The organism is Ochrobactrum sp. SFR4, assembly GCF_019730395.1.
GTDB lineage: Bacteria > Pseudomonadota > Alphaproteobacteria > Rhizobiales > Rhizobiaceae > Pseudochrobactrum.
On record NZ_JAAPBB010000007.1, the window covers coordinates 210,648 to 236,305 of the forward strand.

The 25,658-nt window shown below is 50.8% G+C and carries 27 protein-coding genes and 1 tRNA gene; 18 read left to right on the forward strand and 10 right to left on the reverse strand.

Annotated features, from left to right (window positions below):
• The first annotated feature begins 21 nt into the window (after positions 1–21).
• The gene (locus tag HBA93_RS11260) at positions 22–2,502 is read left to right on the forward strand and encodes a GcvT family protein (RefSeq protein ID WP_221723314.1); all 2,481 of its coding nucleotides are present in this window, start codon (positions 22–24) and stop codon (positions 2,500–2,502) included.
• A 38-nt stretch (positions 2,503–2,540) separates the two neighbouring features.
• Here HBA93_RS11260 and HBA93_RS11265 read toward each other — a convergent pair whose 3' ends face one another.
• Complete coding sequence (locus HBA93_RS11265; protein WP_221723315.1) at positions 2,541–3,404, reverse strand: MurR/RpiR family transcriptional regulator; 864 nt, start codon at positions 3,402–3,404, stop codon at positions 2,541–2,543.
• A gap of 117 nt (positions 3,405–3,521) precedes the next feature.
• Here HBA93_RS11265 and HBA93_RS11270 point away from each other — a divergent pair, with 117 nt between their 5' ends.
• The 7 genes from HBA93_RS11270 to HBA93_RS11300 all read left to right on the forward strand — a co-directional run bounded on the left by HBA93_RS11270 (position 3,522) and on the right by HBA93_RS11300 (position 11,487).
• Positions 3,522–5,147: an ABC transporter substrate-binding protein gene (locus tag HBA93_RS11270; RefSeq protein WP_121991418.1), complete on the forward strand. Its 1,626-nt coding sequence runs from the start codon at positions 3,522–3,524 to the stop codon at positions 5,145–5,147.
• A gap of 148 nt (positions 5,148–5,295) precedes the next feature.
• Complete coding sequence (locus HBA93_RS11275; protein ID WP_221723316.1) at positions 5,296–6,273, forward strand: ABC transporter permease; 978 nt, start codon at positions 5,296–5,298, stop codon at positions 6,271–6,273.
• Positions 6,270–7,169 carry an ABC transporter permease gene (locus tag HBA93_RS11280; RefSeq protein WP_075656207.1) on the forward strand — a complete coding sequence of 300 codons (900 nt, stop codon included), beginning with the start codon at positions 6,270–6,272 and terminating at the stop codon, positions 7,167–7,169. Before HBA93_RS11275 ends, HBA93_RS11280 begins: the two co-directional genes overlap by 4 nt.
• The gene (locus HBA93_RS11285) at positions 7,169–8,170 is read left to right on the forward strand and encodes an ABC transporter ATP-binding protein (RefSeq protein ID WP_221723317.1); all 1,002 of its coding nucleotides are present in this window, start codon (positions 7,169–7,171) and stop codon (positions 8,168–8,170) included. The genes HBA93_RS11280 and HBA93_RS11285 overlap by 1 nt, the downstream gene beginning before the upstream one ends.
• Complete coding sequence (locus HBA93_RS11290) at positions 8,167–9,168, forward strand: ABC transporter ATP-binding protein (protein WP_221723318.1); 1,002 nt, start codon at positions 8,167–8,169, stop codon at positions 9,166–9,168. Before HBA93_RS11285 ends, HBA93_RS11290 begins: the two co-directional genes overlap by 4 nt.
• Complete coding sequence (locus HBA93_RS11295; protein ID WP_221723319.1) at positions 9,168–10,043, forward strand: alpha/beta hydrolase; 876 nt, start codon at positions 9,168–9,170, stop codon at positions 10,041–10,043. The genes HBA93_RS11290 and HBA93_RS11295 overlap by 1 nt, the downstream gene beginning before the upstream one ends.
• A 25-nt stretch (positions 10,044–10,068) precedes the next feature.
• Positions 10,069–11,487: a M20 family metallopeptidase gene (locus tag HBA93_RS11300; protein ID WP_221723346.1), complete on the forward strand. Its 1,419-nt coding sequence runs from the start codon at positions 10,069–10,071 to the stop codon at positions 11,485–11,487.
• A gap of 178 nt (positions 11,488–11,665) precedes the next feature.
• Here HBA93_RS11300 and HBA93_RS11305 read toward each other — a convergent pair whose 3' ends face one another.
• A complete protein-coding gene (locus HBA93_RS11305; protein ID WP_221723320.1) occupies positions 11,666–12,013 on the reverse strand; it encodes a hypothetical protein in 348 nt (115 codons plus the stop codon).
• Between the two features lie 163 nt (positions 12,014–12,176).
• Here HBA93_RS11305 and HBA93_RS11310 point away from each other — a divergent pair, with 163 nt between their 5' ends.
• Positions 12,177–12,500, forward strand: coding sequence for a hypothetical protein (locus HBA93_RS11310; protein WP_221723321.1), 324 nt, complete (start codon positions 12,177–12,179; stop codon positions 12,498–12,500).
• A gap of 49 nt (positions 12,501–12,549) precedes the next feature.
• Here HBA93_RS11310 and HBA93_RS11315 read toward each other — a convergent pair whose 3' ends face one another.
• Positions 12,550–13,059, reverse strand: a complete 510-nt coding sequence (locus HBA93_RS11315) for an MgtC/SapB family protein (RefSeq protein WP_221723322.1) — start codon at positions 13,057–13,059, stop codon at positions 12,550–12,552.
• 85 nt (positions 13,060–13,144) lie between these two features.
• Positions 13,145–13,549: a DUF2834 domain-containing protein gene (locus HBA93_RS11320; protein WP_221723323.1), complete on the reverse strand. Its 405-nt coding sequence runs from the start codon at positions 13,547–13,549 to the stop codon at positions 13,145–13,147.
• 343 nt (positions 13,550–13,892) lie between these two features.
• Between HBA93_RS11320 and HBA93_RS11325 the strand changes: the two genes are divergently transcribed.
• Positions 13,893–14,372, forward strand: a complete 480-nt coding sequence (locus HBA93_RS11325) for a hypothetical protein (RefSeq protein ID WP_221723324.1) — start codon at positions 13,893–13,895, stop codon at positions 14,370–14,372.
• A gap of 62 nt (positions 14,373–14,434) precedes the next feature.
• On the opposite strand, the gene HBA93_RS11330 is transcribed toward HBA93_RS11325, so the two are convergent.
• From HBA93_RS11330 to HBA93_RS11345, 4 genes are all read right to left on the reverse strand, one after another.
• Positions 14,435–14,854, reverse strand: coding sequence for a group III truncated hemoglobin (locus tag HBA93_RS11330; protein ID WP_221723325.1), 420 nt, complete (start codon positions 14,852–14,854; stop codon positions 14,435–14,437).
• Between the two features lie 366 nt (positions 14,855–15,220).
• The gene (locus HBA93_RS11335; RefSeq protein ID WP_221723326.1) at positions 15,221–15,460 is read right to left on the reverse strand and encodes a hypothetical protein; all 240 of its coding nucleotides are present in this window, start codon (positions 15,458–15,460) and stop codon (positions 15,221–15,223) included.
• Between the two features lie 83 nt (positions 15,461–15,543).
• Complete coding sequence (locus HBA93_RS11340; RefSeq protein WP_353619349.1) at positions 15,544–16,215, reverse strand: pyridoxine/pyridoxamine 5'-phosphate oxidase; 672 nt, start codon at positions 16,213–16,215, stop codon at positions 15,544–15,546.
• Between the two features lie 156 nt (positions 16,216–16,371).
• On the reverse strand, positions 16,372–17,277 hold the full coding sequence (locus tag HBA93_RS11345) for a LysR family transcriptional regulator (RefSeq protein WP_122092210.1): 906 nt from the start codon (positions 17,275–17,277) through the stop codon (positions 16,372–16,374).
• A 149-nt stretch (positions 17,278–17,426) separates the two neighbouring features.
• Here HBA93_RS11345 and HBA93_RS11350 point away from each other — a divergent pair, with 149 nt between their 5' ends.
• Entirely contained in the window at positions 17,427–18,251 is an 825-nt protein-coding gene (locus HBA93_RS11350) for an aldo/keto reductase (protein ID WP_221723327.1), read from the forward strand.
• Between the two features lie 12 nt (positions 18,252–18,263).
• Positions 18,264–19,454 (forward strand): MFS transporter, encoded by a 1,191-nt coding sequence (locus HBA93_RS11355; protein WP_221723328.1) that lies wholly within the window; start codon positions 18,264–18,266, stop codon positions 19,452–19,454.
• A 188-nt stretch (positions 19,455–19,642) separates the two neighbouring features.
• On the opposite strand, the gene HBA93_RS11360 is transcribed toward HBA93_RS11355, so the two are convergent.
• Positions 19,643–19,894, reverse strand: coding sequence for a hypothetical protein (locus HBA93_RS11360; protein WP_221723349.1), 252 nt, complete (start codon positions 19,892–19,894; stop codon positions 19,643–19,645).
• Between the two features lie 332 nt (positions 19,895–20,226).
• Between HBA93_RS11360 and HBA93_RS11365 the strand changes: the two genes are divergently transcribed.
• A complete protein-coding gene (locus HBA93_RS11365) occupies positions 20,227–20,907 on the forward strand; it encodes a hypothetical protein (protein ID WP_286201874.1) in 681 nt (226 codons plus the stop codon).
• A 116-nt stretch (positions 20,908–21,023) separates the two neighbouring features.
• Entirely contained in the window at positions 21,024–21,335 is a 312-nt protein-coding gene (locus tag HBA93_RS11370; RefSeq protein WP_221723329.1) for a hypothetical protein, read from the forward strand.
• Positions 21,336–21,548: 213 nt separating this feature from the next.
• Here the strand turns inward: HBA93_RS11370 and HBA93_RS11375 are convergent.
• A tRNA-Lys gene (locus HBA93_RS11375) sits at positions 21,549–21,624 on the reverse strand.
• Positions 21,625–22,138: 514 nt separating this feature from the next.
• Here HBA93_RS11375 and HBA93_RS11380 point away from each other — a divergent pair.
• From HBA93_RS11380 to HBA93_RS11395, 4 genes are all read left to right on the forward strand, one after another.
• A complete protein-coding gene (locus HBA93_RS11380) occupies positions 22,139–22,816 on the forward strand; it encodes a DedA family protein (protein ID WP_121991406.1) in 678 nt (225 codons plus the stop codon).
• Positions 22,817–23,185: 369 nt separating this feature from the next.
• On the forward strand, positions 23,186–23,479 hold the full coding sequence (locus HBA93_RS11385; protein ID WP_221723330.1) for a hypothetical protein: 294 nt from the start codon (positions 23,186–23,188) through the stop codon (positions 23,477–23,479).
• Between the two features lie 111 nt (positions 23,480–23,590).
• Positions 23,591–25,150: a TerC family protein gene (locus HBA93_RS11390; RefSeq protein WP_221723331.1), complete on the forward strand. Its 1,560-nt coding sequence runs from the start codon at positions 23,591–23,593 to the stop codon at positions 25,148–25,150.
• Between the two features lie 158 nt (positions 25,151–25,308).
• Positions 25,309–25,658 (forward strand): hypothetical protein (locus HBA93_RS11395; protein ID WP_221723332.1); only part of this gene is annotated, 350 nt, incomplete at its 3' end.

Below are 25,658 nucleotides of genomic sequence, written 5' to 3' on the forward strand. Positions count from 1 at the left end.
TCAACCGGAGGGAGTGAGGTCATGACAGAGCATAAGGCAGATCACAAAAACAAAGCAGATAGTTTTCCGTCTCAGGCGCGGGTGGTGATTATTGGCGGGGGCATTATCGGTTGTTCCGTTGCCTATCATCTGACCAAAGCGGGATGGACCGATGTTGTGTTGCTGGAGCAGGGCAGTCTGAGTTGCGGCACAACATGGCATGCGGCAGGACTGGTGGGGCAGTTGCGCAGCCATGCCAATATGACCGGCCTTATCCGTTATTCCACACAGCTTTACAGTGAGCTGGAAGCGGAAACCGGCTTAGCGACCGGATGGAAAAAATGCGGTTCCCTGTCTGTTGCCCGTAGCAGAGACCGTATGACTGTTTTGAAGCGCACGGCTGCCTCCGCCCGTGCGCAGGGTGTCAATGTCGAGGTTATTTCAGCCCGTGAGGCAGGCGATCTCTGGCCGGTCATGGCGACGGATGATTTGCAGGGGGCCGTCTGGCTGCCGGATGACGGTAAGGCCAATCCCAGCGATCTGACACAATCTTTGGCGCGCGGCGCGCGAATGCGCGGTGCCAGAATATTGGAACGGGTTCAGGTGACCGGTATTACCGTGAAAAACGGTCGTGCTTGCGGAGTTGAGACGGATCGCGGCAATATTATTGCAGAAATCGTGGTCAATTGCGCGGGGCAATGGGCGCGTAAAGTCGGGCAAATGTGCGGCGTAACGATTCCTCTGCATTCGGCAGAGCATATGTATATCGTCACCGGCAAGATTGAAGGCGTGCATCCGGATTTACCGGTTATGCGTGATCCGGACGGTTATATTTATTTCAAGGAAGAGGTTGGTGGTCTGGTCATGGGCGGTTTTGAGCCGCAGGCCAAACCGTGGGGTATGCAGGGGATTCCTGATAAGTTTGAATTTGCTTTGCTGGAAGATGACTGGGATCAGTTTGAGCCGTTGATGGAAAATGCTCTGATCCGCGTGCCGCAACTGGCGGAAGCTGAGGTGAAGAAGTTTTATAACGGGCCGGAAAGCTTCACTCCCGATAATAATTTTATTCTCGGTGAGGCACCGGAGCTGAAGAATTTCTTTGTTGGCGCCGGTTTTAATTCTATGGGTATTGCCAGTGCCGGTGGTGCAGGACGTGCGCTCGCGGAATGGATTATCAATGGTGCTCCGACAATGGATTTATGGCCGGTGGATATTCGTCGCTTTGCCGGTTTCAACAATAATCAGCGCTGGTTACATGACCGGGTTAAAGAAACGCTTGGTCTGCATTATGCCATGCCCTGGCCAAACAGGGAGCTAGATACGGCACGGCCGTTCCGACGGTCGCCGCTTTATCATCTTCTGGAGGCGAAGGGAGCTTGTTTCGGTTCGAAAATGGGGTGGGAGCGCGCGAACTGGTTTGCGGATAAGGGGCAGAAGCCGGAGACGGTCTATAGTTTCGGGCGGCAGAACTGGCATGAGAATGTCGGGCGTGAAATGCAGGCTGTACGCGAGCGTGTTGCTCTCTTTGATCAGAGTTCCTTCGCCAAGCTGTTGATACAGGGGCGTGATGCCTGTCGGGTTCTCAATCATCTCTGTGTCGCTGATATTGATGTGCCGGTGGGGTCGTCAATTTATACGGGCATGCTCAATGAGCGCGGCGGTTATGAAACAGATCTGACTGTGCTACGGCTTGGTGCGGAGAAGTTTCTGATTATTACCGGCTCCGCGCAGGCAGTTCACGATGCGGATTGGATTAACCGGCATATTGCTGAAGGTGATTATGTAACGGTCACCGATGTTTCCTCTGCCTATGCAGTGCTGGCACTGATGGGGCCGCAATCCCGCAGCCTATTGCAAAAACTGAGTGATATGGATTTCAGCAATACAGCATTTCCGTTTGGTCAGGTGCGTGAAATCGGTGTGGGCTATGCAACCGCTTTTGCCAACCGCATGACCTATGTGGGGGAGCTTGGCTGGGAGCTGATTGTCCCTGTGGAATTTGCCGTTGGTGTTTATGAAGCGCTGCAGGAAGCGGGGCAGGAATTCGGCCTGCGTGATGCCGGATATTATGCGTTGGAAGCTCTGCGCCTTGAGAAAGGCTATCGTGCATGGAGCCGCGAACTGACACCGGATATTAATCCCTATGAGGCCGGACTGGGTTTTACTGTAGCGATGGACAAGGCCGGCGGTTTTATCGGGCGGGATGCGCTGGTGAAGTTCAAGGCTGATAATATTCTGAAGCGGCGCATTGTGCAGCTGACCCTCGATGAGGCAGATGCCGTTTTGTGGGGCGGGGAACTGATCCTGCGCAATGGCGTGCCTGCCGGAGAAATCCGTTCTGCTGCCCATGGTCATACATTGGGCTGTGCTGTTGCGCTGGGGCTGGTCAGTCATGCGGAGGGTGTTAGTAAAGACTGGCTGGAGCAGGGGGATTTCGAGGTTGATGTTGCCGGTCAGCACTATCCTGCGCAGATGCATTTGCGCAGCCTTTATGATCCGAAATCCGAACGGGTAAAGATCTGATTTTGATTCAATAATTTGCCGGATGATTTTGTTTTTGTTTACAAAAACAGATCTTCCGGTGGGCTTCCGATTGTGGAGGCTACAATGTCGGGACGACGTGCTGCTACAGCCGTCACAATGGAATCTGCCAGCGCAAAGATTGCTGCCGGAGAATTCGGCAGCAAACGGTTCCGCGCCGGTGCAAAAAAGATCGTATCAGCAACCTGAACGAGCGGTGATGTCGGGCTGTCGGTGATTGCCAGAATCACTGCGCCTTTTTGCTTGGCAGCTTTGGAAAGCTGTACGGTATTGTTGGAATAACGCGGCATGGAGATAGCGATTACCACATCACCTTCATCCACCGATCGCACAAAATTGTTGGAATACTGGGATGCGCCGCGTGACAGAATATTGGATACATTTTTCTCCGTATAAAGAGCCAGTCCTTCTTCCAGCAGTGTAGCCGCATAATGGCTGGCGCCGGTACCGAGAATGATGATGCGTCTGGCATTGATAATGGCTTCAATAAATGCCTCCGATGAAGGCGTATCAATATTGGCAATCGTGTCTTTGATATTGTCGGAACAATCGGCCAGAACAGTATGCAAATAGGCACTTTGCTGGCCGGACTGGGCGTTTTCAGCGCTGTTTAATCTGTTAACTGACGGTGAAAACTGAAAATCCGAGACGATTTTTTCACGGAATTCACCATAGCCGCTATAGCCCGCCGCGCGTACAAAACGGGTGATTGTGGCGGTCGAGCTGCCACTGGCATGAGCCAGTCCTTCAATCGACATGGCAACAACATCCAGCGGCTTTGCCAGAACAAAATCGGCAATCCGGCGATAGGATTTGCTGAAAGAAGGATATGCCGCAGACATGCGGTTGGCAAAATCGGACTTGGGATTCAAAGTTTGCGACATGATGGTTTCCGGTGTTGACGGCATAAAATTTTCATATACTCTATTTTTGAAAATAACCATGTCAAATATAATGACAATCATATCAAAAATGATATTCGTTGGGGAACGGAGACTTTTATGTATAAAAAAATGCTCGTGGCGAGTCTGCTGGGAACAACTCTGCTGAGCTCTGCTTTGATGAGCGGTGCGGCATCTGCTGAAACACTGCGTATTGCGCTTGGATCAGAACCGACTGCAATTGATCCGCATTATCATGATCTGACACCGAATAATGCTTTGGCAGCCCATATATTTGACGGGCTGACCCGTCAGGATGAAAAGCAAAATGTACATCCGGCTCTGGCCAGTTCATGGGAGAATGACGGCAAGAATACCTGGACATTCAAATTACGGGAAGGCGTGACTTTCTCTGATGGCTCACCTTTTACTGCCGATGATGTGATTTTTACTTTCTGCCGCACGCTGAAAAATGAAACAGCGATTGCCGGTTCTTTTGCGGACATTACCGCGAATTTTGAGTCTGTTGAAGCGCCGGATGCGCAAACACTGGTGATTAAGACCAAAGCGCCTGAGCCGCTGCTTCCGACCTTTATCGGCACTGTTGGTATTCTGAGTTCCTCAATCGTTAAACACGACAAGATCAGTTTTGCACCTGAACAGAATTGCGGTGTGACCGGTGCGTGGCCTGTTGTTGGTGATTTCAATGACGGCAAGCTTGCAATCGGTACCGGCCCTTATAAGCTGAAAAGCTATGTGCGCGGTTCTGCCATCGAGCTGGAACGCAATGATAAATATTGGGGCGAAGCTGAGCCATGGGAAGCTGTACGTTTCCTGCCGGTTCCGAATGCCGGTCCGCGTCTCGCCGGTCTTCTCGCCGGTGACTATGATATTATTGAAAATCCGGCTGCCCGCGATCTGTCCCGTATCAAGGATGACAAGCGTTTCGGCTACACGATCACACCTTCAACACGCGTAATTTATTACCAGCTTGATGTGGCGCGTGATGAAAGCCCTTATGTCAAAGCTGCTGACGGTAAAAACCCGCTGAAAGATGTGCGTGTCCGTCAGGCTATGTCGCTGGCGATTGACCGTAATGCTATTGTTTCCCGTCTGATGGACGGTGCGGCGGAACCTGCCTATCAGTTCCTGCCGACCGGTATGTTCGGTACACTGCCAAACCCGCCGGAACTGCGTTATGATCCTGCAGAAGCCAAGAAACTTTTGGCTGAAGCCGGATATCCTGACGGTTTCCAGCTGACACTTTCCACCACCAATGACCGCTATATCAATGACAGCCAGATCACGCAGGCAGTGGCACAATATCTGACGCAGATCGGCATTAAATCGGATGTGGATGCGATGACCCGCGCCATCTATTTCCCGCGCCGTTCCAAGAAGGAGCTGAGTGTGGCAATCGGCGGCTGGGGTTCCACCAGCGGTGAGGCTTCATCCTTCCTGCGTCAGTGGCCGGCAAAACCGAATGAAGAAGGCACTTTGGGCGGCTCCAATTATGGCGGCTATTCCAACCCTGCTTTTGACAAGCTGATCTATGAAGCTGTTGCAACAATGGACAATGATAAGCGTTCGGAGCTGCTCCAGCAGGCGCAGACCGAAGTGATGAAAGACTATGCTTTCATTCCGCTGCATTTCGAAAGCGGTATCTGGGCGCATAAGGCCAATGTCACTTATACCGGTCGTTCAGATCAGTTCACGATGGCTATGTCTGCCAAGCCGGCCAAGTAACTGAAGGCTAAGCCAGAGCGGTTTACATTCCTGCTGGAATATTGAGACCGCTCCGGATTCTTTCATGGCCGCATGGCGCAGTTTAATCAGTTTTTCACTGTGCCATGCCTTAGCCATCCTGACAGAATGATAGTCCGAGAAGCATGTCATGACAGCTTATATTCTACAGCGACTTATTCAGAGCGCATTGGTTTTGCTTGCCGTGTCGGTCGCTGTTTTCTTTGCCGTATATGGCATTGGTGATCCGATTGAACTTCTTGTACCGCCGCAGGTGAGTGCTGCCGAACGGCTGGCTCTGATTAAGCGGCTGGGGCTCGATCTGCCGGTATGGCAGCAATATTTCACATTTTTGGGCAATGCCCTGAAAGGCGACCTCGGCACATCTTTCGTTCACGGTGTGCCGGTGGTCTCGCTTATTCTTGCCCGCCTGCCAGCTACATTTGAACTGGTACTGCTGTCGATGACAGTTGCGGCCGTTGTCGGTATTCCGCTCGGACTGTTGGCTGGTCTCAATTCGGACAGCCGCCCGTCGCGTTTCATTATGGCGGGAACAGTCATCGGCTTTTCGCTGCCTAGTTTCTGGAAAGGCATGATGCTGGTGCTGCTGTTCAGCGTGGCACTTGGCTGGCTGCCGACCGCAGGACGGGGCGAAACGGTCTCAGTGCTGGGCATTCAGACCAGTCTGTTCACCACCAATGGTCTGCGCCATCTGATCCTGCCTGCGCTTAATCTTGCTATTCCGAATATGGCTTTGATGATCCGCCTTGTAGCCGCGGGTACTACTGAAGCGATGACACAGGATTATGTGAAATTCGCCCGCGCTAAAGGTGTGCGTCGCAAACGTATCGTCAACCGCCATGTGTTGCGCAATATTCTGATACCGGTTGTGACTGTTGTCGGTATTGAATTCGGCAGTCTCGTTGCCTTCTCCACCATTACCGAAACCGTGTTCTCATGGCCCGGCATGGGCAAGCTGCTGATCGATAGTATCTACCAGCTCGACCGGCCGGTGGTGGTTGCCTATGTGCTGCTGGCCACGCTGCTGTTCGTCGCCGTGAATTTCATGGTCGATGTGCTCTATGCGGTTCTCGACCCACGGGTAAAACTTTCCGGAGATATGGTATGAATAAGCCGATTATTCCGGATTATGCCAATACACCGCTACGCCAGAAAGTGCTGCGCAGCATCCGCAACAAACCGACAACACGCGGTGCGGGTATCCTGCTCGGGCTGCTGGTTCTGCTGGCGGTGCTGGCGCCTTTTATTGCCCCGCAAGATCCTTATGATCTGGCCTCTTTGAGCGTGATGGATAACCGGCTTGCACCGGGCTCAACAAGTATGACGGGTTCGGTCTACTGGCTGGGCACGGATGCGCAAGGCCGCGATATGGTCAGCGCCATCCTCTATGGTTTGCGTACCAGCCTGCTGGTCGGTCTGCTGTCGACACTTGGTGCCATGACCATCGGTGTGAGTGCCGGATTGCTGGCCGCACAACTCGGTGGTGTTGCCGATGCGATCATCATGCGTGTGGTGGATTTTATGCTCGGCTTTCCGTCAATGCTGGTGGCACTGGTGCTGCTCGCATCTGTCGGGCGCGGCGTTGATAAAGTGATCCTCGCGATTATTCTGGTGCAATGGGCGCAATATGCCCGCCTGATGCGTGCTTCCGCTCTGGTTGAGCGCCGTAAAGAATATATCGAAGCGGCTGTCAATTTCGGCCTGCCGACCCATTATATTATGCTCCGGCATTTGCTGCCGAACTCTATCGGCTCGGTGCTGGTGATCTCCACCATCAGTATTGCCAGTGCCATCACATTGGAAGCGACCTTGTCCTTCCTCGGTGTTGGTGTGCCGGTTACGCAGCCGTCGCTCGGCCTGCTGATTGCCAATGGATTTGATTATCTGTTGTCGGGCGAATACTGGATTGCAGTCTTTCCGGGGATTGCACTGGTTCTACTGATTATCTCGCTCAATTTTGTCGGTGACCGCCTGCGTCGCAGCTTTAATGTGAGGGGCGTGTGATGACAGCTTTGCTTGAAGTAAAGGGCTTAAGAACCGTATTTCATCTGCTGGGTGGCGCATGGTCGGCAGTTGACGGCATTGATCTGAGCATTGCGCGCGGCGAAGTGCTGTGCCTTGTCGGAGAGTCCGGCTCCGGTAAATCTGTCACCGGTTTTTCTCTGGTGCAACTGATTGATCCGCCGGGGGAAATTGTTGAAGGCGAAATCCTGTTCAATGGTGAAAATCTGCGTGAAGCATCCGATGAACGTTTGCGTAATTTACGCGGCGACCGCATTGCGATGATTTTTCAGGATCCGCTCTCCACGCTCAATCCGGTGCTGACCATTGGTGAGCAAATGTGCGAGGCGATCCTTGAGCATCGTTCCTGTGGCAAATCGCAGGCGATGAAAGAGGCTGCGGATGCGTTGAGGCGTGTGGGTATTTCCTCACCGGAAGTGCGGCTGAAGCAATATCCGCATGAGTTCTCCGGTGGTATGCGCCAGCGCGTAGCGATTGCCACCGCATTGCTCAATAATCCCGATCTGATTATTGCCGATGAGCCGACCACGGCTCTGGATGTAACCATTCAAAGCCAGATCCTCTATGAAGTGCAGAAGCTGGCACGGGAAACCGGTACGGCCGTGCTGTGGATTACTCATGATCTTGCAGTCGTGGCTGAACTCGCCGATCGTGTGGCGGTAATGTATGCGGGGCAGATTGTTGAAACCGGTGCGGTCGATGATGTGCTGGACAGACCGCTGCATCCGTATACGCAAGGTCTGCTGAATTCGTCTTCCGGCACGGTAAAACCGGGGGAACGCCTGCACCAGATCGACGGCAATGCACCACGTATTGATGACCGGCCAAGCGGTTGTCCGTTCCGCACGCGCTGCGAGCGCGTCAAACCGGTTTGTGCAGAAGTTAGTCCCGAACAGCAGGTGATCGACGGGCGGATTTTCCGTTGTCACAATCCGGTATCACTGCCTGTCCGTGAGGCATTTACTCAGGAGGCAAGACCATGAGTGATGCATTTTTTGAAATGCGCGGGGTGAAGAAGCATTTTCACTCCAAATCCACAATGGCTGACCGCATTCTGCGTCTGACAGGACAGGCTGCACCGGCGCGGGTTTTGCGTGCGGTAGATGGTGTTGATCTGAGCATCAAACGGGGTGAAGTGCTGGGGCTAGTCGGGGAATCCGGCTGCGGAAAGTCTACGCTATCCCGCATGGCAACAGGCATTTATCAGCCGACCGAAGGCAATGTGCTTTATGGCGGGCAGGCCGTTGAAAAGCTCAAAGGCCGTGAGAAACTCGACTTTCTTTTGAAAGTACAGATGATTTTTCAGGACCCTTACGCCTCGCTTGATCCGCGCATGAAGGTCAATCAGATTGTCGGTGAGGCACTGAAGGTGCATCGCCTGATGCCGAAAGCCGAGATTGCCGGTGCGGTGAACAAAGCATTGGAGGAGGTGGGGCTTGATCTCGCCTATCGTGACCGCTATCCGCATCAGTTTTCCGGTGGCCAGCGTCAGCGTATTGGCATTGCCCGTGCCTTAGCGGTGAAGCCTGATTTTCTGGTCTGCGACGAGCCTGTATCTGCACTTGATGTGTCTATTCAGGCGCAGGTGATCAATCTGTTTATGGATTTGCGTGCCCGCTACGGGCTGACCTATCTGTTTGTTAGCCATGATCTCGGCGTTGTCCGGCATATCAGCGACCGGATTGCGATCATGTATCTCGGCCGTATCGTTGAGATTGGTTCCGCATCAGCAATTTTCAGCAAGCCTGCGCATCCCTATAGCGCGGCACTGATTAATGCCAGCCCGTCGATCAGCCGTCGTAAATGTGATTTCCAGCCGCTGACCGGTGATCTGCCATCACCGCTGGCACCGCCTTCCGGCTGTCCGTTTCATCCGCGCTGCGCCCATGCCATGCCGGTATGCCGCGAGCGCCGCCCCGAACTAAAAGATGTGACAGCCGACCAGAGTGCTGCCTGTCACTTGCATAATCCGGAGACATAATGACTACCACCATTCTTCGTCCAGAAACCGGACGCAGTACGCTGCCGTTTATTGATCAGTATCATCCGGACAGACCGCTGGAAGTAAATTTCTACCGCCCTGAAAGCTATCGCCCCGAAGATCCGGTGATTATCGTTCAGCATGGTATGCTGCGTAATGGCGATGAATATCGTGATTTCTGGATTCCGGCGGCTGAAAAACACCGTTTGCTGATTGTTGCCCCGACTTTCCCCGATGAGCAATTTCCGATGGCGGAAAGCTATAATAACGGGCTGATCCTTGATGAGAGCGCAGGGCTTGTGCGTGAAAAGCAGGATTGGCTTTATGGTGTGCCTGCGCGTGTTCTTGCAGCCCTTCAGGCCGGAGGTGTGACCACGCAGAAACAGGCGCGTTTATATGGTCATTCGGCTGGCGGGCAGTTCTCGCATCGTCTGCTTGCCACGCAGGATCACAGTATTTTCTCGGATGTGGTTGCGGCCAATCCGGGCTGGTACACACTGCCTGATCTGTCGCGTAAATTTCCGGAAGGTATGGGCGGCATTGGTCTCGATGAGACGCAGCTTGCCCGCTGGTTTGCCTATCCGATGCATATTTTTGCCGGTGATCAGGATATTGATGAGGCTGATCCCAATTTGCCGGATCAGCCGGAAGCATTCGCGCAGGGACCTTCCCGCTATAAACGCGCATATTTCGTCTATGATTTTGCGAAGAAACAAGCACAAAGCTTAGGCATGTCGTTCAACTGGAAGTTGATTGATGTGGCCGGTGTCGGCCATGACGGTGCGGCTATGTCGCGTGCAGCTGCGGCTTACTGGTTTGAGGGGCGTATTCCGCCCGCATCCGAGCTGGTCTTTGAAGAAGCAACCAATCTCTAATTTTATGCAGGAATGATCAATGAGCATGAATGACCGTCAGGACTTGTGGCAGAAGGTTGAGGACGAAAAGCAGCGCCTCATCGAAATGAGCGACCGCGTCTGGGGAATGCCGGAGGTTTGCTATACCGAAGAGCGCTCTATGGCTGAACATAAGGCCGAGTTGCTGCATCATGGGTTCCGTGTGACCGAAGGCATTGCCGGTATTCCTACCTCTGTGATCGGTGAAGCAGGTGAAGGCGGGCCGGTTATTGCTTTTATGGGCGAATATGATGCGCTGCCGGGTCTCAGTCAGGAAGCCGGAGCGTCCGAGCATAGTCCGATTGATGCGGGTGGTCATGGCCATGGCTGCGGCCATAATCTGCTGGGCGCTGGCGCATTGCTTGCGGCAGTTGCACTCAAAAACTATCTCGCTGAGCATAAAATCCCGGGGCGTGTGCGCTATTATGGCTGTCCTGCGGAAGAGGGTGGTGCGGCCAAGGCTTTCATGGTGCGTGCCGGCGCCTTTGACGATGCAGATGTTGCAATCTCGTGGCATCCTTACAGCTTCTGGGAAGTGGCTCCGGCTTTGTCGCTGGCCAATACCCGTGCGGACTTCATCTTTACCGGTCGTGCTTCCCACGCCGCTGCTGCGCCGCATCTTGGTCGCAGCGCGCTTGATGCGGTTGAGCTGATGAATGTCGGTGTCAATTATATGCGCGAGCATATGCCGTCTGATGCGCGTATTCATTATGCTTTGCTGGATACCGGCGGCATTGCGCCGAATGTGGTGCAAGCCCATGCACGCGTGCGCTATTCTATCCGTGCGATGGATTTACAGACCATGTTGTCATTGGTGAACCGCGTGAACAAGATTGCGCAGGGCGCGGCGATGATGACCGAAACCCGCGTGGAGATGAAGATCGTCAGCGCGGTTTCCAATACGCTGGGTAACAAGCCGCTGGAACAGGCACTGTATCGCACCATGCAGGAGCTGGGGGCACCGGAATTTGACGATCAGGATCGTGATTATGCCCGCAAAATCCGTGCCACCCTCTCACCGGAAGAAATCTCTTCCGTCTATAATGTGATCGGTATGCCGGAAACGGATGCACCGCTGGCAGAGTTCTTAGTGCCGTTGGATCAGCCGCATAAGCCGCAGATCGGCTCGACCGATATCGGTGATGTCAGCTGGGTGGTGCCGACTGTGCAGGTTCATGCGCCGACAGTGGCCATCGGCACGCCTTTCCATACATGGCAGGTGGTGGCGCAGGGTAAATCTCCGGCGGCACACAAAGCGATGGTGCATGTGGCAAAAGCAATGGCTGCAACCGGTCTTGCCGTGCTGAGCGATCCGGTGCTGATGGCGGATGCTAAGGTTGCATTAGCGGCACAGACTGCCCGCACACCCTATATCAGCCCGTTGAGTGAAGGTGTTGAACCGCCATTGGATATGTCCAAAGGCTGACGGTCATTTAAAGCGGTGATTAGAGCATAATTCCTTAAACCTGGATCAGCTTAAGGTAAAATTATGCTCTAATTTTACAGTGTTAGAGCGAGTTTTGTGTGTCAAGTCTGGCGCATGGCGCTCTAAATGAAAAAGGCAGCCCGAAGGCTGCCTTTTTTGCTGATGGTTTTGAGTGCCATCAATCATTCGATTTGGTGCGATACCAAATATATCCGATCCCAATGATGGCGATAAATGGTGCGAAAGCCCATAGCAGCGCATTGATGAATACTTTCAGCGTCATCAGGATCAGTGCATTCATCAGGAATATATTCTGCCCCATGACAAGATTTTTCAACTCATCCCAGACGAGTTTTGAACACGGGAACATAAGCGTGCAGATTGCAAAATAGAAAAGCGGGGCGAACTGTGCGCCGTTTTTTGCCTGCAAAGCTACCGTGACCATTAAAGCGAAGAAGCAAGCACCAATGAACCAGGCACGGATCAGATATGTGCGTTCAACACCGTTCAGAATACGCCCTAACATATTACCTCAGTCATATTTATGAATATTGATGAAAGGGGCGTATAACTTTCATGTGTCGAAAAAGTAAATAAATTAGATAATCTGATCTTACCGGAGCTATGTTCATGCCCGGTACAGTTTTGAATGTTATAGTACAACTGTAATTCACGACAGGAAATCCGGTATGTATTCAAAACCTATAATTATCGCTTTAGCACTGGCTGTTTTTCCGGTTTCTTCACATGCAACAACAGGGCCGGGTTGTCTTCGCGTTGTGAATGTTGATGCCGGTGATGCGCTGAATGTCCGTGCGAGACCCTCTGCAAAAAGCAGAGTTGTGATTTCAATCCCTGCCAATAATTATGGTGTATTGGCTCTGAAAGGGGAATGCACTCCAAAGACAATTTCGTGGGGACAGCGCTGGTGTCCGGTCAGCTATTCCTATGAAGACGGGACATTGCACGGTTTTGTTAAAGCCCGTTTTGTGCGGGATCAGGAATGCCCGTGATTTTTCGACGCTGACTGGTTTGATCTTACAAGATAGGAAAGGCAGCTATTTATTGGCTGCCTTTTTTATTGATCGCTGTTTCAGGCGCAGAAGTGTCGGGATCATCTGTCAGAGATTTTCCGTTTGAGAACATCCACAGGGTGAGTAATGCAAAAACGACAATGATGATCGCGACATCAAACGTACCCATCGCACATGCGATGCCGACTGCACCCGTCGCCCAAAGACTTGCGGCTGTTGCAGTCCCTTTGACTGAAGTGCTCAAGCGTAAAATTGCACCGCCGCCGATAAAACCCATACCGGTAATGACGCCTTCTATAATACGGGCAAGCGCCTCCGGATTGTCTGCGGTGATAGTTTCAGCTGCCTGAACAAAGCCGCAGCTGGCGACGGCGACTAACGGAAAAGTACGAAGCCCTGCGCTTCTCTCTTCTCTTTCTCTGTGCCAGCCTATGGGCAGGGCTAATATATAGGCTGCTGCGAGAGCGATAACATGTGGCCAGACATTGAAATTGTCTGCGCTGAACGTAGTTGTGATTGCTGTCTGAAACGCTTCCATCAACTTCCTCGCATCTTTGTGCTGATGAAGAGGAAAACGTGGTGATCTGCAGAATGTTCCAAAGAAGTTGAGGGTGGCGGGTCTCTTACAGTTCCGTGCGGATGCTCATTTTCTCAATATGACTTTCCCGCAGATATAAGAATAGCGGCAGCGCGAAGGATACACCTGCAGCTAAGCCAAGCAGGGCATAATAACCGTAAGGCATTTTAAGCTTCCGGCTCTGATGGATGATAAAAACAATCAGCACCAATGCGGATAGAGCGACATCTGCTGCGAAAAAACGTGAGATGTTGTTTGCAAATAAATGCTCAAAAAATAAAACTGAGTTGAACCCGTTTTCGATCAGAAACAGACAGAAAAAATATAAAGGGAATGCTGCGCCTATAATCATCAATAGAAAATAAATGTGCCGCATTCTGCCCCCCTGATTTAAATATGGATGCCTGTTAAGGCCCGAGGGAAATAAAACGCGACTTCCGGAGTAAAGCAAGAGTCGATAGCGTGAGGGGCTGCCACGGCCGGACAGAAAAAACGGTTATCAGTCTGACTGGTTTAGCTGTCACGCCCGTCACCAACATAATAAAGTGCGATGACCCCGTTTATGGCGAGTATCACAAATATACATATCCAAAACCCTGCCATAACAATCTCCTGTCAGAGGAGAATGGCAAGTCAGAGGGTGTGTTGCCCAGCTATAATTTTCTGTAGTTTTGTTCGCTATGAAAGTTTTGTTCTACAGGCAGGTAATCAGTTAAGATCCGCAAGAGTAGTGTGTGCAGTGCCAGCTCAAAGTAAAGTGTCTGGCTACTCATAAAAGGATGTTTGGGACCATTATGATTGTCAGCCGGCTCTTCGCAGGAAACGCTTCTTATCTTTTGTCTGCCAGCAGAGGTATAAGAGGGGCAGTCTGTCTGCTTTGCGCTTTTGTTGTTTTTGTTCCGGCTTCTGCCAGTTCCGAAGATATTGCAGACTGGGAAAATATATCATCAGGCACTGCATATATGTCCAGGCCTGTAACTATTGAATATCAGGTCGGATATAGCAGTATCGGTTATGACCATTTTCGCTCGGAAATTATGGTGCACTGGCACGATGGCGAGAAGCAGTCACAAACTATTTATGACGGTATTTACGACAGACCTCCCGCTAAAGTCTGGGGTGTCCGTGACCATCTTTGTGTATCGATGCAAGCCTGCACGCGGTATGAGGATAGCTGCACAACACATATCATCGCGTATAGCTATGATATGGATGCAAAATTATTCTCCGAGCTTCCGGCCGGTAGCAATTTATGTATTCAAAAAAAGAAGTGACTATACAGTTTCATATCTGAAATCAGTCAGGACTGTATGATGTGCCTGTTTTTGCGAAACAGTTAAGTAATCCGGCGGGTGTGGCGCGGTGCAATTATTTTTCCGGCATGGGCGGCGATTGCCATTTCAAAACTGTCGGCAATCCGGCGCGCCCGATCAATAAAGATGATAGCGGCTTCTTCAGGAAAAATTTCCCGTGCAGTTTGCTCAAACAAGCTGAGCCAGCGGTCAAAATGTTCGTGTTTTAAATTGAGCTTCAGATGAGGCGGCATCGGACGGCCTTCATAACCGCCGGTTTTGAGGATGACCGCCGACCAGAATTCTGAAATCTGCGCAATGTGATGATCCCAGTCATGCACTGCATCGGCGAAAATCGGGCCAATTAATGCATCTTCACGGGCACGGCCGTAAAATCTGGCAACCAATGTCTGGATTGACGTTTTGTCGACGGATGGATGAGGTTGATTAATAAGAACAGTCATAACCGGTATATGAAACGCTGCTGACTTGAAGACGCGCTTTGTCATTTGGCAGGATGGGGCGGGGTTTACCCGTGATGAGCTTTAACGCAGAGAGCATATCTGGATTTTCTTGATTGCAAAATACCCTGTCATCTCGTTTGAGTTGAATCAAGCGATGGCATCTCTGATCCTGCAAAAAGATCAATGAAACGCTTCCTCATAATGCCACGATAATAATAATTAAAGAAATGACGCCATCTGTAAAATCGAAAAACTGTTTGAGATGCTATGATGACGGAGGCTCCAAATGCTTGCCGTTATGATGGTGTCAGGTTCAGTTTGGCGGGCCGATCCAACCGGGCTAAGGCTGTCTCATCCGTAAGCCGGTTAGTCTCTTGGCGTGTTCTGTCTGGTTTTGTGATCCCCTCTGAACCACCCCTTCCAGACGGCTACCAAGGAAAATACGATATAAAACACGCAAAAACTGCGGAAAATCCAAATCGTCCAGAACGGGCCGACCCAGTTGACGATAAATGACCATTGTTTGGCTTTTAGCGGGTCAACGGTAAACATAGCGATCAGAATAACCGCAATCCCCGGTGATGCTATCCATAAAATTCGTTTCACTATTTTTCATCCGGCCAAAGGCTCTGGGCATACAGAATTCATAACAACTGCTTTAAAAGCGATCCGGCAGAGCATTTTTGCAATTAAGGCCAAAGCCGGACTCGATCCCATTTGCTATGATCTTCAGAGAGAGTAAAGCATAGACGTTTGTGGTTACGGTCGCTTGCTCCTTGCCAGAATTCAACAACCGTTGGGGCAACCGCATAAACCTGCCAGTCACGGGCAATATAATCCGGATTTGCAGCAAGGAATACTTCTGCTTTTACTAAATTCCTGTCCAGCTCAGTTGTGTCTGAAAGCTGTGTGCTTTGTCGCGAAGCAAGCGCGCTTACCCGAGAGTGCTGCGGACGCTCAAGATAGTCTGCGGCGCATTCTTCCGCCGAAAGTAAAGTCGCCAGGCCGCGCAGTCTGATTTGCCGGCCAAGTACTGGCCAATAAAACGTCAGAGCGACATTCGGCTTGGCTGCAATTTGCCTTGCTTTCGGACTTTCCGCCTTGATTGCAAAATGCCAGCCACGCGCATCAACGTTTTTCAAAATCAGAATGCGGGCATCCGGCCAGCCATTTTCGTCTGTCGTTGAAAGCGTCATTGCATGCGGCTCGCGTATTCCGGCCTTTAATGCTTCATCCAGCCACAAGGAGAAGGCCTGATGCGGAGTATCCGGAAATATTTCGAGCTTCATATCCGGTAGCGGTGCTTTAAGTGATGGAATTTGACGCAGTTTCTCTTTCAGATCTGTGTTTTCGCTCGTCACATTATGCGCCTTTCCTTAAAAGGGTCGGTGGCTAAGGATAGAATGTCCTTCAGGCGAAGATGTATAGGCTGAAGCCGTTCGTCGGATCCAGCGTGTCCGCTATCATCATTATGTGACATCAAACATCTCGAAGAGGCTCTTATTTAAGAGCTCGTATCAGGGTGCTTTAAGAAAAGCTTGTAGTCTTGGAACAATAAAATCAAGAAATAGCCGAACACGCTGAGGCATGCGTTGCGTACCGAGAAAAACAGCATGTATCTCTTCTTCATCGGGCTCGATTATATCGGCGAGTACCTCAATAAGGCGCCCCGCAGCAATATCTGCCCGAACATGATAATCCCCCATGCGTGCTAATCCGATGCCTGCCAATGTCATTCGACGGACCGTTTCGCCGTTATTGGCAAGTAATGAGCCTTTTACCACGCGGTCTGTAATCCGTCCGCTTTCCTTCAATGGCCAGACCGGAGCGGCGCGGCGGAAATTGAAGCCGATACAATTATGCTGAGCCAGATCTTCAATGCTTTCAGGAATGCCATAGCGTTCAAGGTAAGCCGGTGAGGCGACGATTTTGCGTCGAGCAACTCCGATCCGCCGTGCGCTCATGCCGGAATCCGGCAATGTTGCCACCCGAAATGCAATATCGGTGCGCTCCAGATAGAGATCGACGAGTTCATCGGACAAGGAAAGATCAACGATAATATTCGGATAGGCTTCCCAGAATGCAGGCAATAATGGTTCCAGTCCGAGTGCGCCCAGGCCGACTGAAACATTGACCCGAACAACGCCGCTTGCTGTTACAGCTCCTTGTGAAAGCTCCTGTTCAATCTGGTCGAGATCCCGCAGTAATGTCAGCCCGCGCTCATAGTAGAACCGTCCTTCATTGGTCAGCGACAGACGACGGGTCGAGCGTTCAATCAAACGAACACCCAGCCGCGTCTCCATACGGGAGATCAGTTTGCTGATGGTCGACGGGGTCATACGCAGCAGTCGTGCCGCTTCCGAAAAGCTGCCCGTTTCCACCACACGCAGAAAGACCTGCATTTCTCCGGTACGATTATCCATCATGACCTCACTTGTGATTTTGTTTCACAGATGATGTGGAATTTGAGCTGATTATCAAGTCCTGACAGACGCTTTATTTAATGCTGCAACACAAATCATTTGTGAGCGGCGCGGACAGGTCTGCCGGATCACATCGTGAGGATTATATTATGCAAGCTGTTAAAACACATGGTGCCACTATTCCCGCTCTCGGTTTCGGTGTCTTTCGTATGTCTGACGCAGAGGTGGAGCGGGTTATTCCGGCTGCCCTTGAAGCTGGTTTCCGTCATTTTGATACGGCCCAGATTTATCAGAACGAGGCGGCACTGGGTAAAGCCTTGCAAGAGGCCGGAATACGTCGTGACGATCTGTTTCTGACCACAAAGGTCTGGGTTGATAATTATGATATCAGTCGTTTTGCAGCTTCAGTTGATGAAAGCCTCGATAAACTGAAAACGGATCAGGTGGATCTGCTGCTTCTGCACTGGCCTGCTGATCAGGTGCCGGTAGCTGCACAGGTTGACATGCTCAATGCTGTGAAAGAAGCCGGAAAGACTAAATTTATCGGCGTCTCTAACTACAATATTGCGCAGATGCAGGAAGCTGTTACACGATCTGCTGCGCCAATCATCACCAATCAGGTTGAACTCCACCCTTATTTACCACAGCGTAATCTGGCTGCGACCGCGCAGGCCGGCGATGTTGCAGTAACAGCTTATTATAGTATGGCTGATGGCGCTGTGCCTCAGGATACACTTTTGAAGCAGATTGGTGCGAAATACGGTAAAAGTGCTGCACAGGTCGGCCTGCGCTGGCTGGTGCAGCAGGGATATATTGCGCTCTCTAAAACAGCGAACCCTGCGCGTGCAGCTGAAAATATTGCAATATTCGACTTTACTCTCGATGAAAGCGATATGACGGCCATTTCCGGACTGGCGCGCCCGGATGGTCGTCTGGTCAGTCCGCAAGGGCTGGCTCCGGTCTGGGATGTCTAAGGAATTATCACAATGAGCACATATACTCCGGCGGCTGTAGAAACGGCCGCAGCGTCTCCGTCTGCCCGTTGGGCGTTGCTGGCCCTTGCAATTGGTGCTTTTGGCATTGGCACAACGGAATTTTCACCGATGGGATTGTTGCCTGTTATTGCTGAGGGCGTCGATGTTTCTATTCCTGCCGCAGGGTTGCTGATTAGCGCTTACGCAATCGGCGTAATGGCAGGCGCGCCGGTTATGACACTTGCCTTCAGTCGTTTTGGCAAGCGTACGGCTCTGATCCTGCTTATGGCTATTTTCACTATTGGCAATCTGATGTCAGCCATGGCTCCCGGTTATTATACTTTGCTGTTTGCGCGACTGGTAACCAGTTTAAACCATGGTGCATTTTTCGGCCTTGGGGCAGTGGTTGCGGCCAGTGTGGTGCCGAAAGAGAAACAGGCCAGTGCTGTGGCCGCAATGTTTATGGGATTGACCATCGCTAATATTGGCGGTGTACCGACTGCGACATGGGTTGGTCAGCAAATTGGCTGGCGGATGGCTTTTGCCGGCACTTCACTGATCGGCGTTGTTGCTATTCTTGCTTTGTTATTTGCTCTTCCCAATGGAGAGCGGGGAAGTATGTCTAATGTCCGGCAGGAATTGCGGGTTCTGACACGGCCAGCTGTATTGTTTGCTATGGCGACTACGGTCATGGGGGCTGGTTCCATGTTTACTTTGTACACTTATGTTGCGCCTGCTTTGGAGACTTTGACCGGTGCATCCGGCCGGTTTGTGACCTTCGGGCTAGCCTTGATTGGCGTTGGCTTTACCATTGGTAACTGGTTGGGTGGCCGTCTTGCAGACTGGTCATTGGATGGTGCGACAAAGATTTTTCTCGTCGCATTGGCATTGATTATGTTTGTGCTGCCTTTTGCTTTTAGTACGCATATCGGAGCTGCCCTTGCTCTGCTTTTTTGGGGCGCGGCTGCATTTGCTATTGTTCCGCCTGTTCAGATGCGTGTCATGCTGGCAGCCTCAGAGGCTCCGGGCCTTGCTTCCTCAATCAATGTCGGAGCGTTCAATCTTGGCAATGCAGTGGGAGCAGCTATCGGAGCCGGGGTAATCAGCATGGGACTGGGCTATGCCTTTGTGTCTTTTGCAGGCGGATTATTGGCTGTGATTGGTCTTGGGATGATGTATCTGGGTAGTAAATTCCATAAATAAAATCCTCGGCTAAGAGGTTACCTTATGAGCCCATGCTTGGAGTGGGCTCATAAATATTTAATGCTCCTAATTTGCGAGGGGGCACAATAAATCTGCATACAAAACAGTGCTTTAGCTTTTAAAATCTCTAATTCAATATGCATTAGGACGCTAACATGATGCATATGGATTATATAATCATCCTCGGTTTATTCGGTATTTTTTAACCAATAATGGTCTCGAATATTTTGAGCATTTTTAATCACAAACTCTGCAATTTCAGGGTTTCCCCCTTCAAGAGAAACAGGATCGGCACCACAAAGGAGAGCGAATAACTGCTGATGCGCAACAGCGATATAATAATCTTGGGACGGAGCATCTTTTTCAATGCCGGCGGCTTTTAATTCATTCGCTGTTTGTGTGCAGGCGTTGTTGAGAGCTTCCTTAATTGCCAGCATCATCCTGCACTCATTATGTATTTTAATATCTGCGTATTTTTTTCTCGATAACGGTTGTGAATTATGTGAACTCAAAAACGTATCCTTACTTGAAGGGACAGAGATATACTCGATTTTCGGATGACAATTTTATGCAAAGCCCTGCCACTATGCCAGCCCTCCGGTGAAGCCGGCATTTCATTAAATCTGACCATTGCAGCCTCGCGCCCTGCATAGAGTGACATTATATTTACGCGATAAAATTGCTATAGGGCAGTTTCCATAAACAGGCTGTGTTGCTAGTGTTGTTGCAATTTGCAACAGATCACCTGCGTTTACTGCATAATGAACGTGCGATGAGCTGGTTGCTTCGCGCCTTTGCCGCATCCTTTGCAGCATTGGGTTTGAAACTGGCCGGTGAGGGCATAGCAGTAATGAATAACTTTAAAAAATCTTTGTGCGGAGTTGCGATTGTTCTGAGCGTGGTATCTCTGCCATTTTCTCAGACTTTGGCTGCGTCTGCAAACTCCGGTGATTTGACTGCCGGAGAGCAGGCTGAATTGCAGAGTTCCGCAGGTATTAGTTGTGATGCTAATAAAAATGATAATTGTTTGGCCGGTAATGTCGAAAGCGGCGATTATTACAATGTGCGTATTTACGGAAGTTGTATCACCGCACCTTATTTCGGCCGGATAAACGATAAGCAGGCTTCTTTGAGGAAAAGCGTTGCGACAACAGGTACTGAAGGCAAAACAGAGGGACTGCTGGCACCTGAGCAATTGGTTTGCATTCAGGCGGCTGCACAAGTGAATTCGACGGACATGGAATATTATGTCATAGCGCTGCCTATGGATTCCGGGCCGGAATGCAAAGGCGAGGAATTGTGCAAGAAGCCTGAACCGCTTCCTGAGAGCTATCAAAAGACGATGGCCAGCTGTCAGGCTGATAATAAAAAAGATTATGCCGGCTGCCCTCAGGGCTGGGTTTTTGCGAATGAAATGGAGGCCTATTCTAACGGGCTGCCTGTGGCGCAATAACTGACATGAGCTGACCACATATATGAGGGACGTGTCTCGCGTATTTGAGCGAGCCGCATATAATTCTTGATGCCCGAGCCTCTTCGTTCCCCCGACGAAGAGGCATTCTAAGGATCATGATGCCTGAAGAGCAACCACCCACACTTGACGAAATCGCTGAGTATGAAGCCAAATTGGCGGAATACAGTGCCCTCATTCACAATACTCGTTTAGACCGGTTTCTGGAGTGGATTGCCTCCCTGGTCTTTGCTGCCATTGTTTTAGCAGGATGGTTCCTGCTCAATTCGGTCACGCTTGGTTTTCTCATGGCTATCCCATGTACCGCACTGATCGTTTGGGGACTGTTAACGATTAACCGTAAGCGCATACGCTTGAGTCATGAATGGCTCAAAGCCAATGCGCACAAGTTTCAACAAGAGAAAGATTAAAGAAAAAGGTTATAGGGCGGTGCTATGCGTCGCGCATATTACTTACTTCAGGTCCCGAGCTGACGTGCTTTCGCCGGAGCTTAATATAACGAGGAATGTTGTTTTATTGCATTTAATTGAATGCCGGTGGGGTGAGTCTGTGCAAAAATCTGCACCCAGATGTAAACTGCACTGCTTTGCTTTTAGGAAAAACCACTAAGCTATTGAAAAGCTTGGTGGGTGCGACAGGGATCGAACCTGTGACCCGCTGATTAAGAGTCAGCTGCTCTACCGACTGAGCTACGCACCCACTTTTCTGAATAATCATTCAGTAAGTGAGCGGTTCTATAAAGTGGAGCCGCAGGCCTGTCTAGTCATGAAATTATTTTTTTGAGAAAAATGTACAATTTTCATGTCTTGTGAAGCGGTGCAGGCAAGTTGCTGATCCTGATTATGCTTTTACGCCGGACTGAGGTGTTCCGGTTCATAAACCGTAAAACAGATGCTGAAACGGCCTTGATACGCGAACAATCATTGCACATATAGTTTGCAATGCAGGCATATAGGTATATCACGCTGAATTAAGTTTCAGTCTGCATATCGGATTTTTAATAATCTTACAGCTATACAGGCTGCTGAATATTGTTGCTGCTGACTGAATTTTGTCATCAGAGTTTTGTCTTTGTGCCATAATTAGGCGCAAAAACTGACATAGCGTCTGTTATGGTTCTGGTTAATCCGCCTTTCGGGCAGTATTAATCATTTACAGGAATGATGGCGAAGCAGCGCAGAAATTTTCATGCTTTGCATGATCTGAGGGTTCAATGGACGGTTTTATCGGCGATCTCGGGCAGTTTATTTCGGCCAATCAGGCTTGGGCCGGACCGATTGTCGGATTGATAGCATTCGGTGAGTCTCTGGCTGTGATCGGTATGTTGATTCCGGCAACGCCAATCATGCTGGCAATTGGCGGTCTGGTCGGGGCAGGTATTATTGATCCTGTTCCCGTAATGATCGGCGCTGTTATTGGTGCCGTTATCGGCGATGTTATTTCCTACTTGCTTGGCTGGTGGCTCGGACGCCGTGTTATTCACCAATGGCCGTTGAACAAATACCGCTCCCATATTGCGCAGGCGCGTTTGCTATTCCGAAAATATGGTTTTGCCGCTGTGTTTTTTGGCCGTTTCTTCGGACCCGTTCGTTGTACCGTGCCGCTGGTTGCGGGCATGATGTCCATGGATCAGAAGCGGTTTCAGACTGCTAATATTACCTCTGCGCTGGTTTGGGCGCCGGTCATGATCCTGCCGGGCTGGCTGGCCGGCAAAGGTGCGGGTATCTTTGCGCGCCTTGATGGCAGTGACTGGGTGTGGATGGCTGTTGCTCTTACAGTACTTGCGACTGTTGTCAGTATTGTTGGTGTCCGTTTTATGCGTGCGCGTCCGAAACACGAGCGCAGACGCGGTGCCGCGAAGAATAAAATCTCTGCAACACCGGCTGAATAATAGTTGCTGTCATAAATATTGGGGGCCGCGCCTGATATACACAGACACGTAAATTTGTTGCCGTATTGCCAGAGGTTTGGCAAAATAATCACCGGACGAACTTGATTAGATTTGCATTTGTATTCATTATAAATGCAAATTATCAGCCCAACAGACAGCCGTTCATCGTGCAATGGTCTGATTTTTAAAAAGCTTTACGCTGAATATGAAATGTTTAACCGCGCAAATTGCGCCTAAAATGGGTCTTTAAAAACTCCGATGCCGGAAGATACTTCTGACGATTCGTCTATTCCGGATTGTTGCCGCTCCGAACCGGTAACAATCCGAAACACAGTTTTCCTGCACGCCGCTGGCAGACAAAACAGGTCTTTGACATATCAGACCTCTGTTACACCGGTTGTGCATGTTTCCCGTCCTGTACAATTTCTGCGTGATAAGACTGCCGGTGCTGCAGCTGTCATCGCCCGCCTGTTTTCTGCAAAGGAGACCGGCCCGCGGGATAAAATCCTTCTGTTTTTCTCGGTGATGTATCAAACCTTATTTCATGCGCCTGAAGCGGCTGTGAAAAAAGGATCTCTGATCCTGCGCGATCAGCAGGAAATTACACTGCCAATAAGCATGTCCGGTTATCTGATTTCAAAACCGGTAGCGGAACGGAACTGACACGGTTTTTTGTAGCCGCATTCAGTGTCGAACCAGTGCTTGCGCGTTTGGCTGACCAAAAACAGGCTTGCAACCGCATCCCGCAACAGAAATTCTAGGAAACGACAACCCATGGAATGGATTGCCGATCCCAATGCCTGGATAGGCTTGGTTACTCTGATTGTTCTTGAGATTGTTCTTGGTATCGACAATCTCGTATTTATTTCTATTCTTGCCGGTAAATTGCCACCGAGCCAGCGTAATAAAGCGCGGCTACTCGGCCTTGCGCTTGCGCTTTTGATGCGCCTTGGTTTGCTGGCCTCGATCTCGTGGATCGTAACGCTTACACAGCCGCTCTTTACCATTTTCTCATTTGGTTTCTCCGGCCGCGATATCATCATGATCGTTGGTGGTGTGTTCCTGCTTGCCAAAGGTACGATGGAGCTCCATGAGCGTCTTGAAGGTGAAAATGCCGTCAAGGAAGGTAATCCGGTTCATGCGGTGTTCTGGCAGGTCATTGCCCAGATCGTTGTTCTTGATGCCGTGTTCTCGCTCGATAGCGTGATTACCGCTGTGGGCATGGTGCAGCATCTGCCGGTGATGATGATTGCTGTTGTCGTTGCTATGGCAGTGATGATGGTTGCTTCCAAGCCGCTGATGACATTCGTCAACAAACATCCGACCGTGGTTATCCTGTGTCTTGGCTTCCTGATGATGATCGGTTTCAGTCTGGTGATTGAAGGCTTCGGTTATCACGTGCCTAAGGGCTATCTCTATGCGGCAATCGGCTTCTCGATCCTGATCGAAGCTGCCAATCAGGTCGGCCGTCACAACCGTGAAAAACGTGTGACGACCAATGACCTGCGTGAACGTACCGCCGGTGCCGTTCTGCGCCTTCTTGGTGGTGGTCGCGGCTGTGACAATGCTCTGTCGGAAACTGTTGACGTGATTGCGGAACATACTGCTGCGGCAGATGTGTTCCGTCCGGAAGAGAAGGAAATGATCCGCGGTGTGCTGGATCTGGCTGATCGTCCGGTTCGTTCCATCATGACACCGCGTAATGAGGTGGAGTGGCTGGATCTGGATGCGAGTGAAGAAGAGCTTCGTAATGAATTGCGCCAGTTTGCTCATTCGCGTGTTATTCTTGCCCGTGGACAGGTCGATGAATTTGTCGGCGTGGCGCTGACAAAAGACTTGCTGCTTTATCTGGCGGATTCTGCGCCGATTGACTGGCAGAGCGCCATGAAACAGCCGCTGGTTGTTCATGAACACAGCAATGTGCTGCGGGTTATGGAGCAGTTGCGCGGTTCTCCGGTGCAGATGGCGGTTATCGTCGACGAACATGGTTCTTTCGAAGGTGTTGCAACGCCGACGGATATTCTTGAGGCCATTGCCGGAGAGTTTCCGGATGAGGATGGCGATGCTCCGAGCGTCGAGACCGTTGAAGACGGTGTCTGGATTGTCGATGGCTTTACAGATATCCGCCGCCTGAGCGGTATTCTGGATCGTGATCTTGTGGATGAGGATGACCGCTATACGACACTGGCCGGTTTTGTTCTCTGGCATCTCGGCCATATTCCGACAGGTGGCGAAAAATTCACTGCCGAAGGTTTTGAGTTCGAGGTTCTGACCATGGAGCGTCGTAATATCGCCAAAGTCAAAATCACAGCTTTGCCTGCTTATGATCTTTAAGCTGGCTGACTGATAAGAGAGAAACGCCGCATCATCTTGATGCGGCGTTTTTAGGGGTCGGTTCCGGCTGGGGGCGGAATACTACGTTAAGGGGTTGAGAGACCAGATGGTGCTTACCCAAGCCGATTGATTCGTTCAGCCATGGTTTTGAGGGCGCTTTGGACGACGATCTGACCTTGGGGAGGAACGTCAGAAGAGCGGAACATCTCGACCAGATGCTGCAAATCCACTGCCCATTGCCGTCTGAGGTTATCGAGTTTGCTGGCGTGACTGGCGAAATCACCGGAATCCACGGCAGCCTGAAAGGCTCGTTCGAGGTCGGCCGCACTGCCCATCAGCGTAGCCAGGCTGCGCTTGAGTTTTTCGGGAAGTTCAGGCAGTTCGCGGTAGGGATGGGTGCCGGCTTCGATCATTCGCTGATTTTTCGCGGACTGGACTTGTCACGGTTTGATTCCGCCTCCTTAAATAGACTATTTGTCATTAAGGAGAAGAATTATGGCAGTTTCAC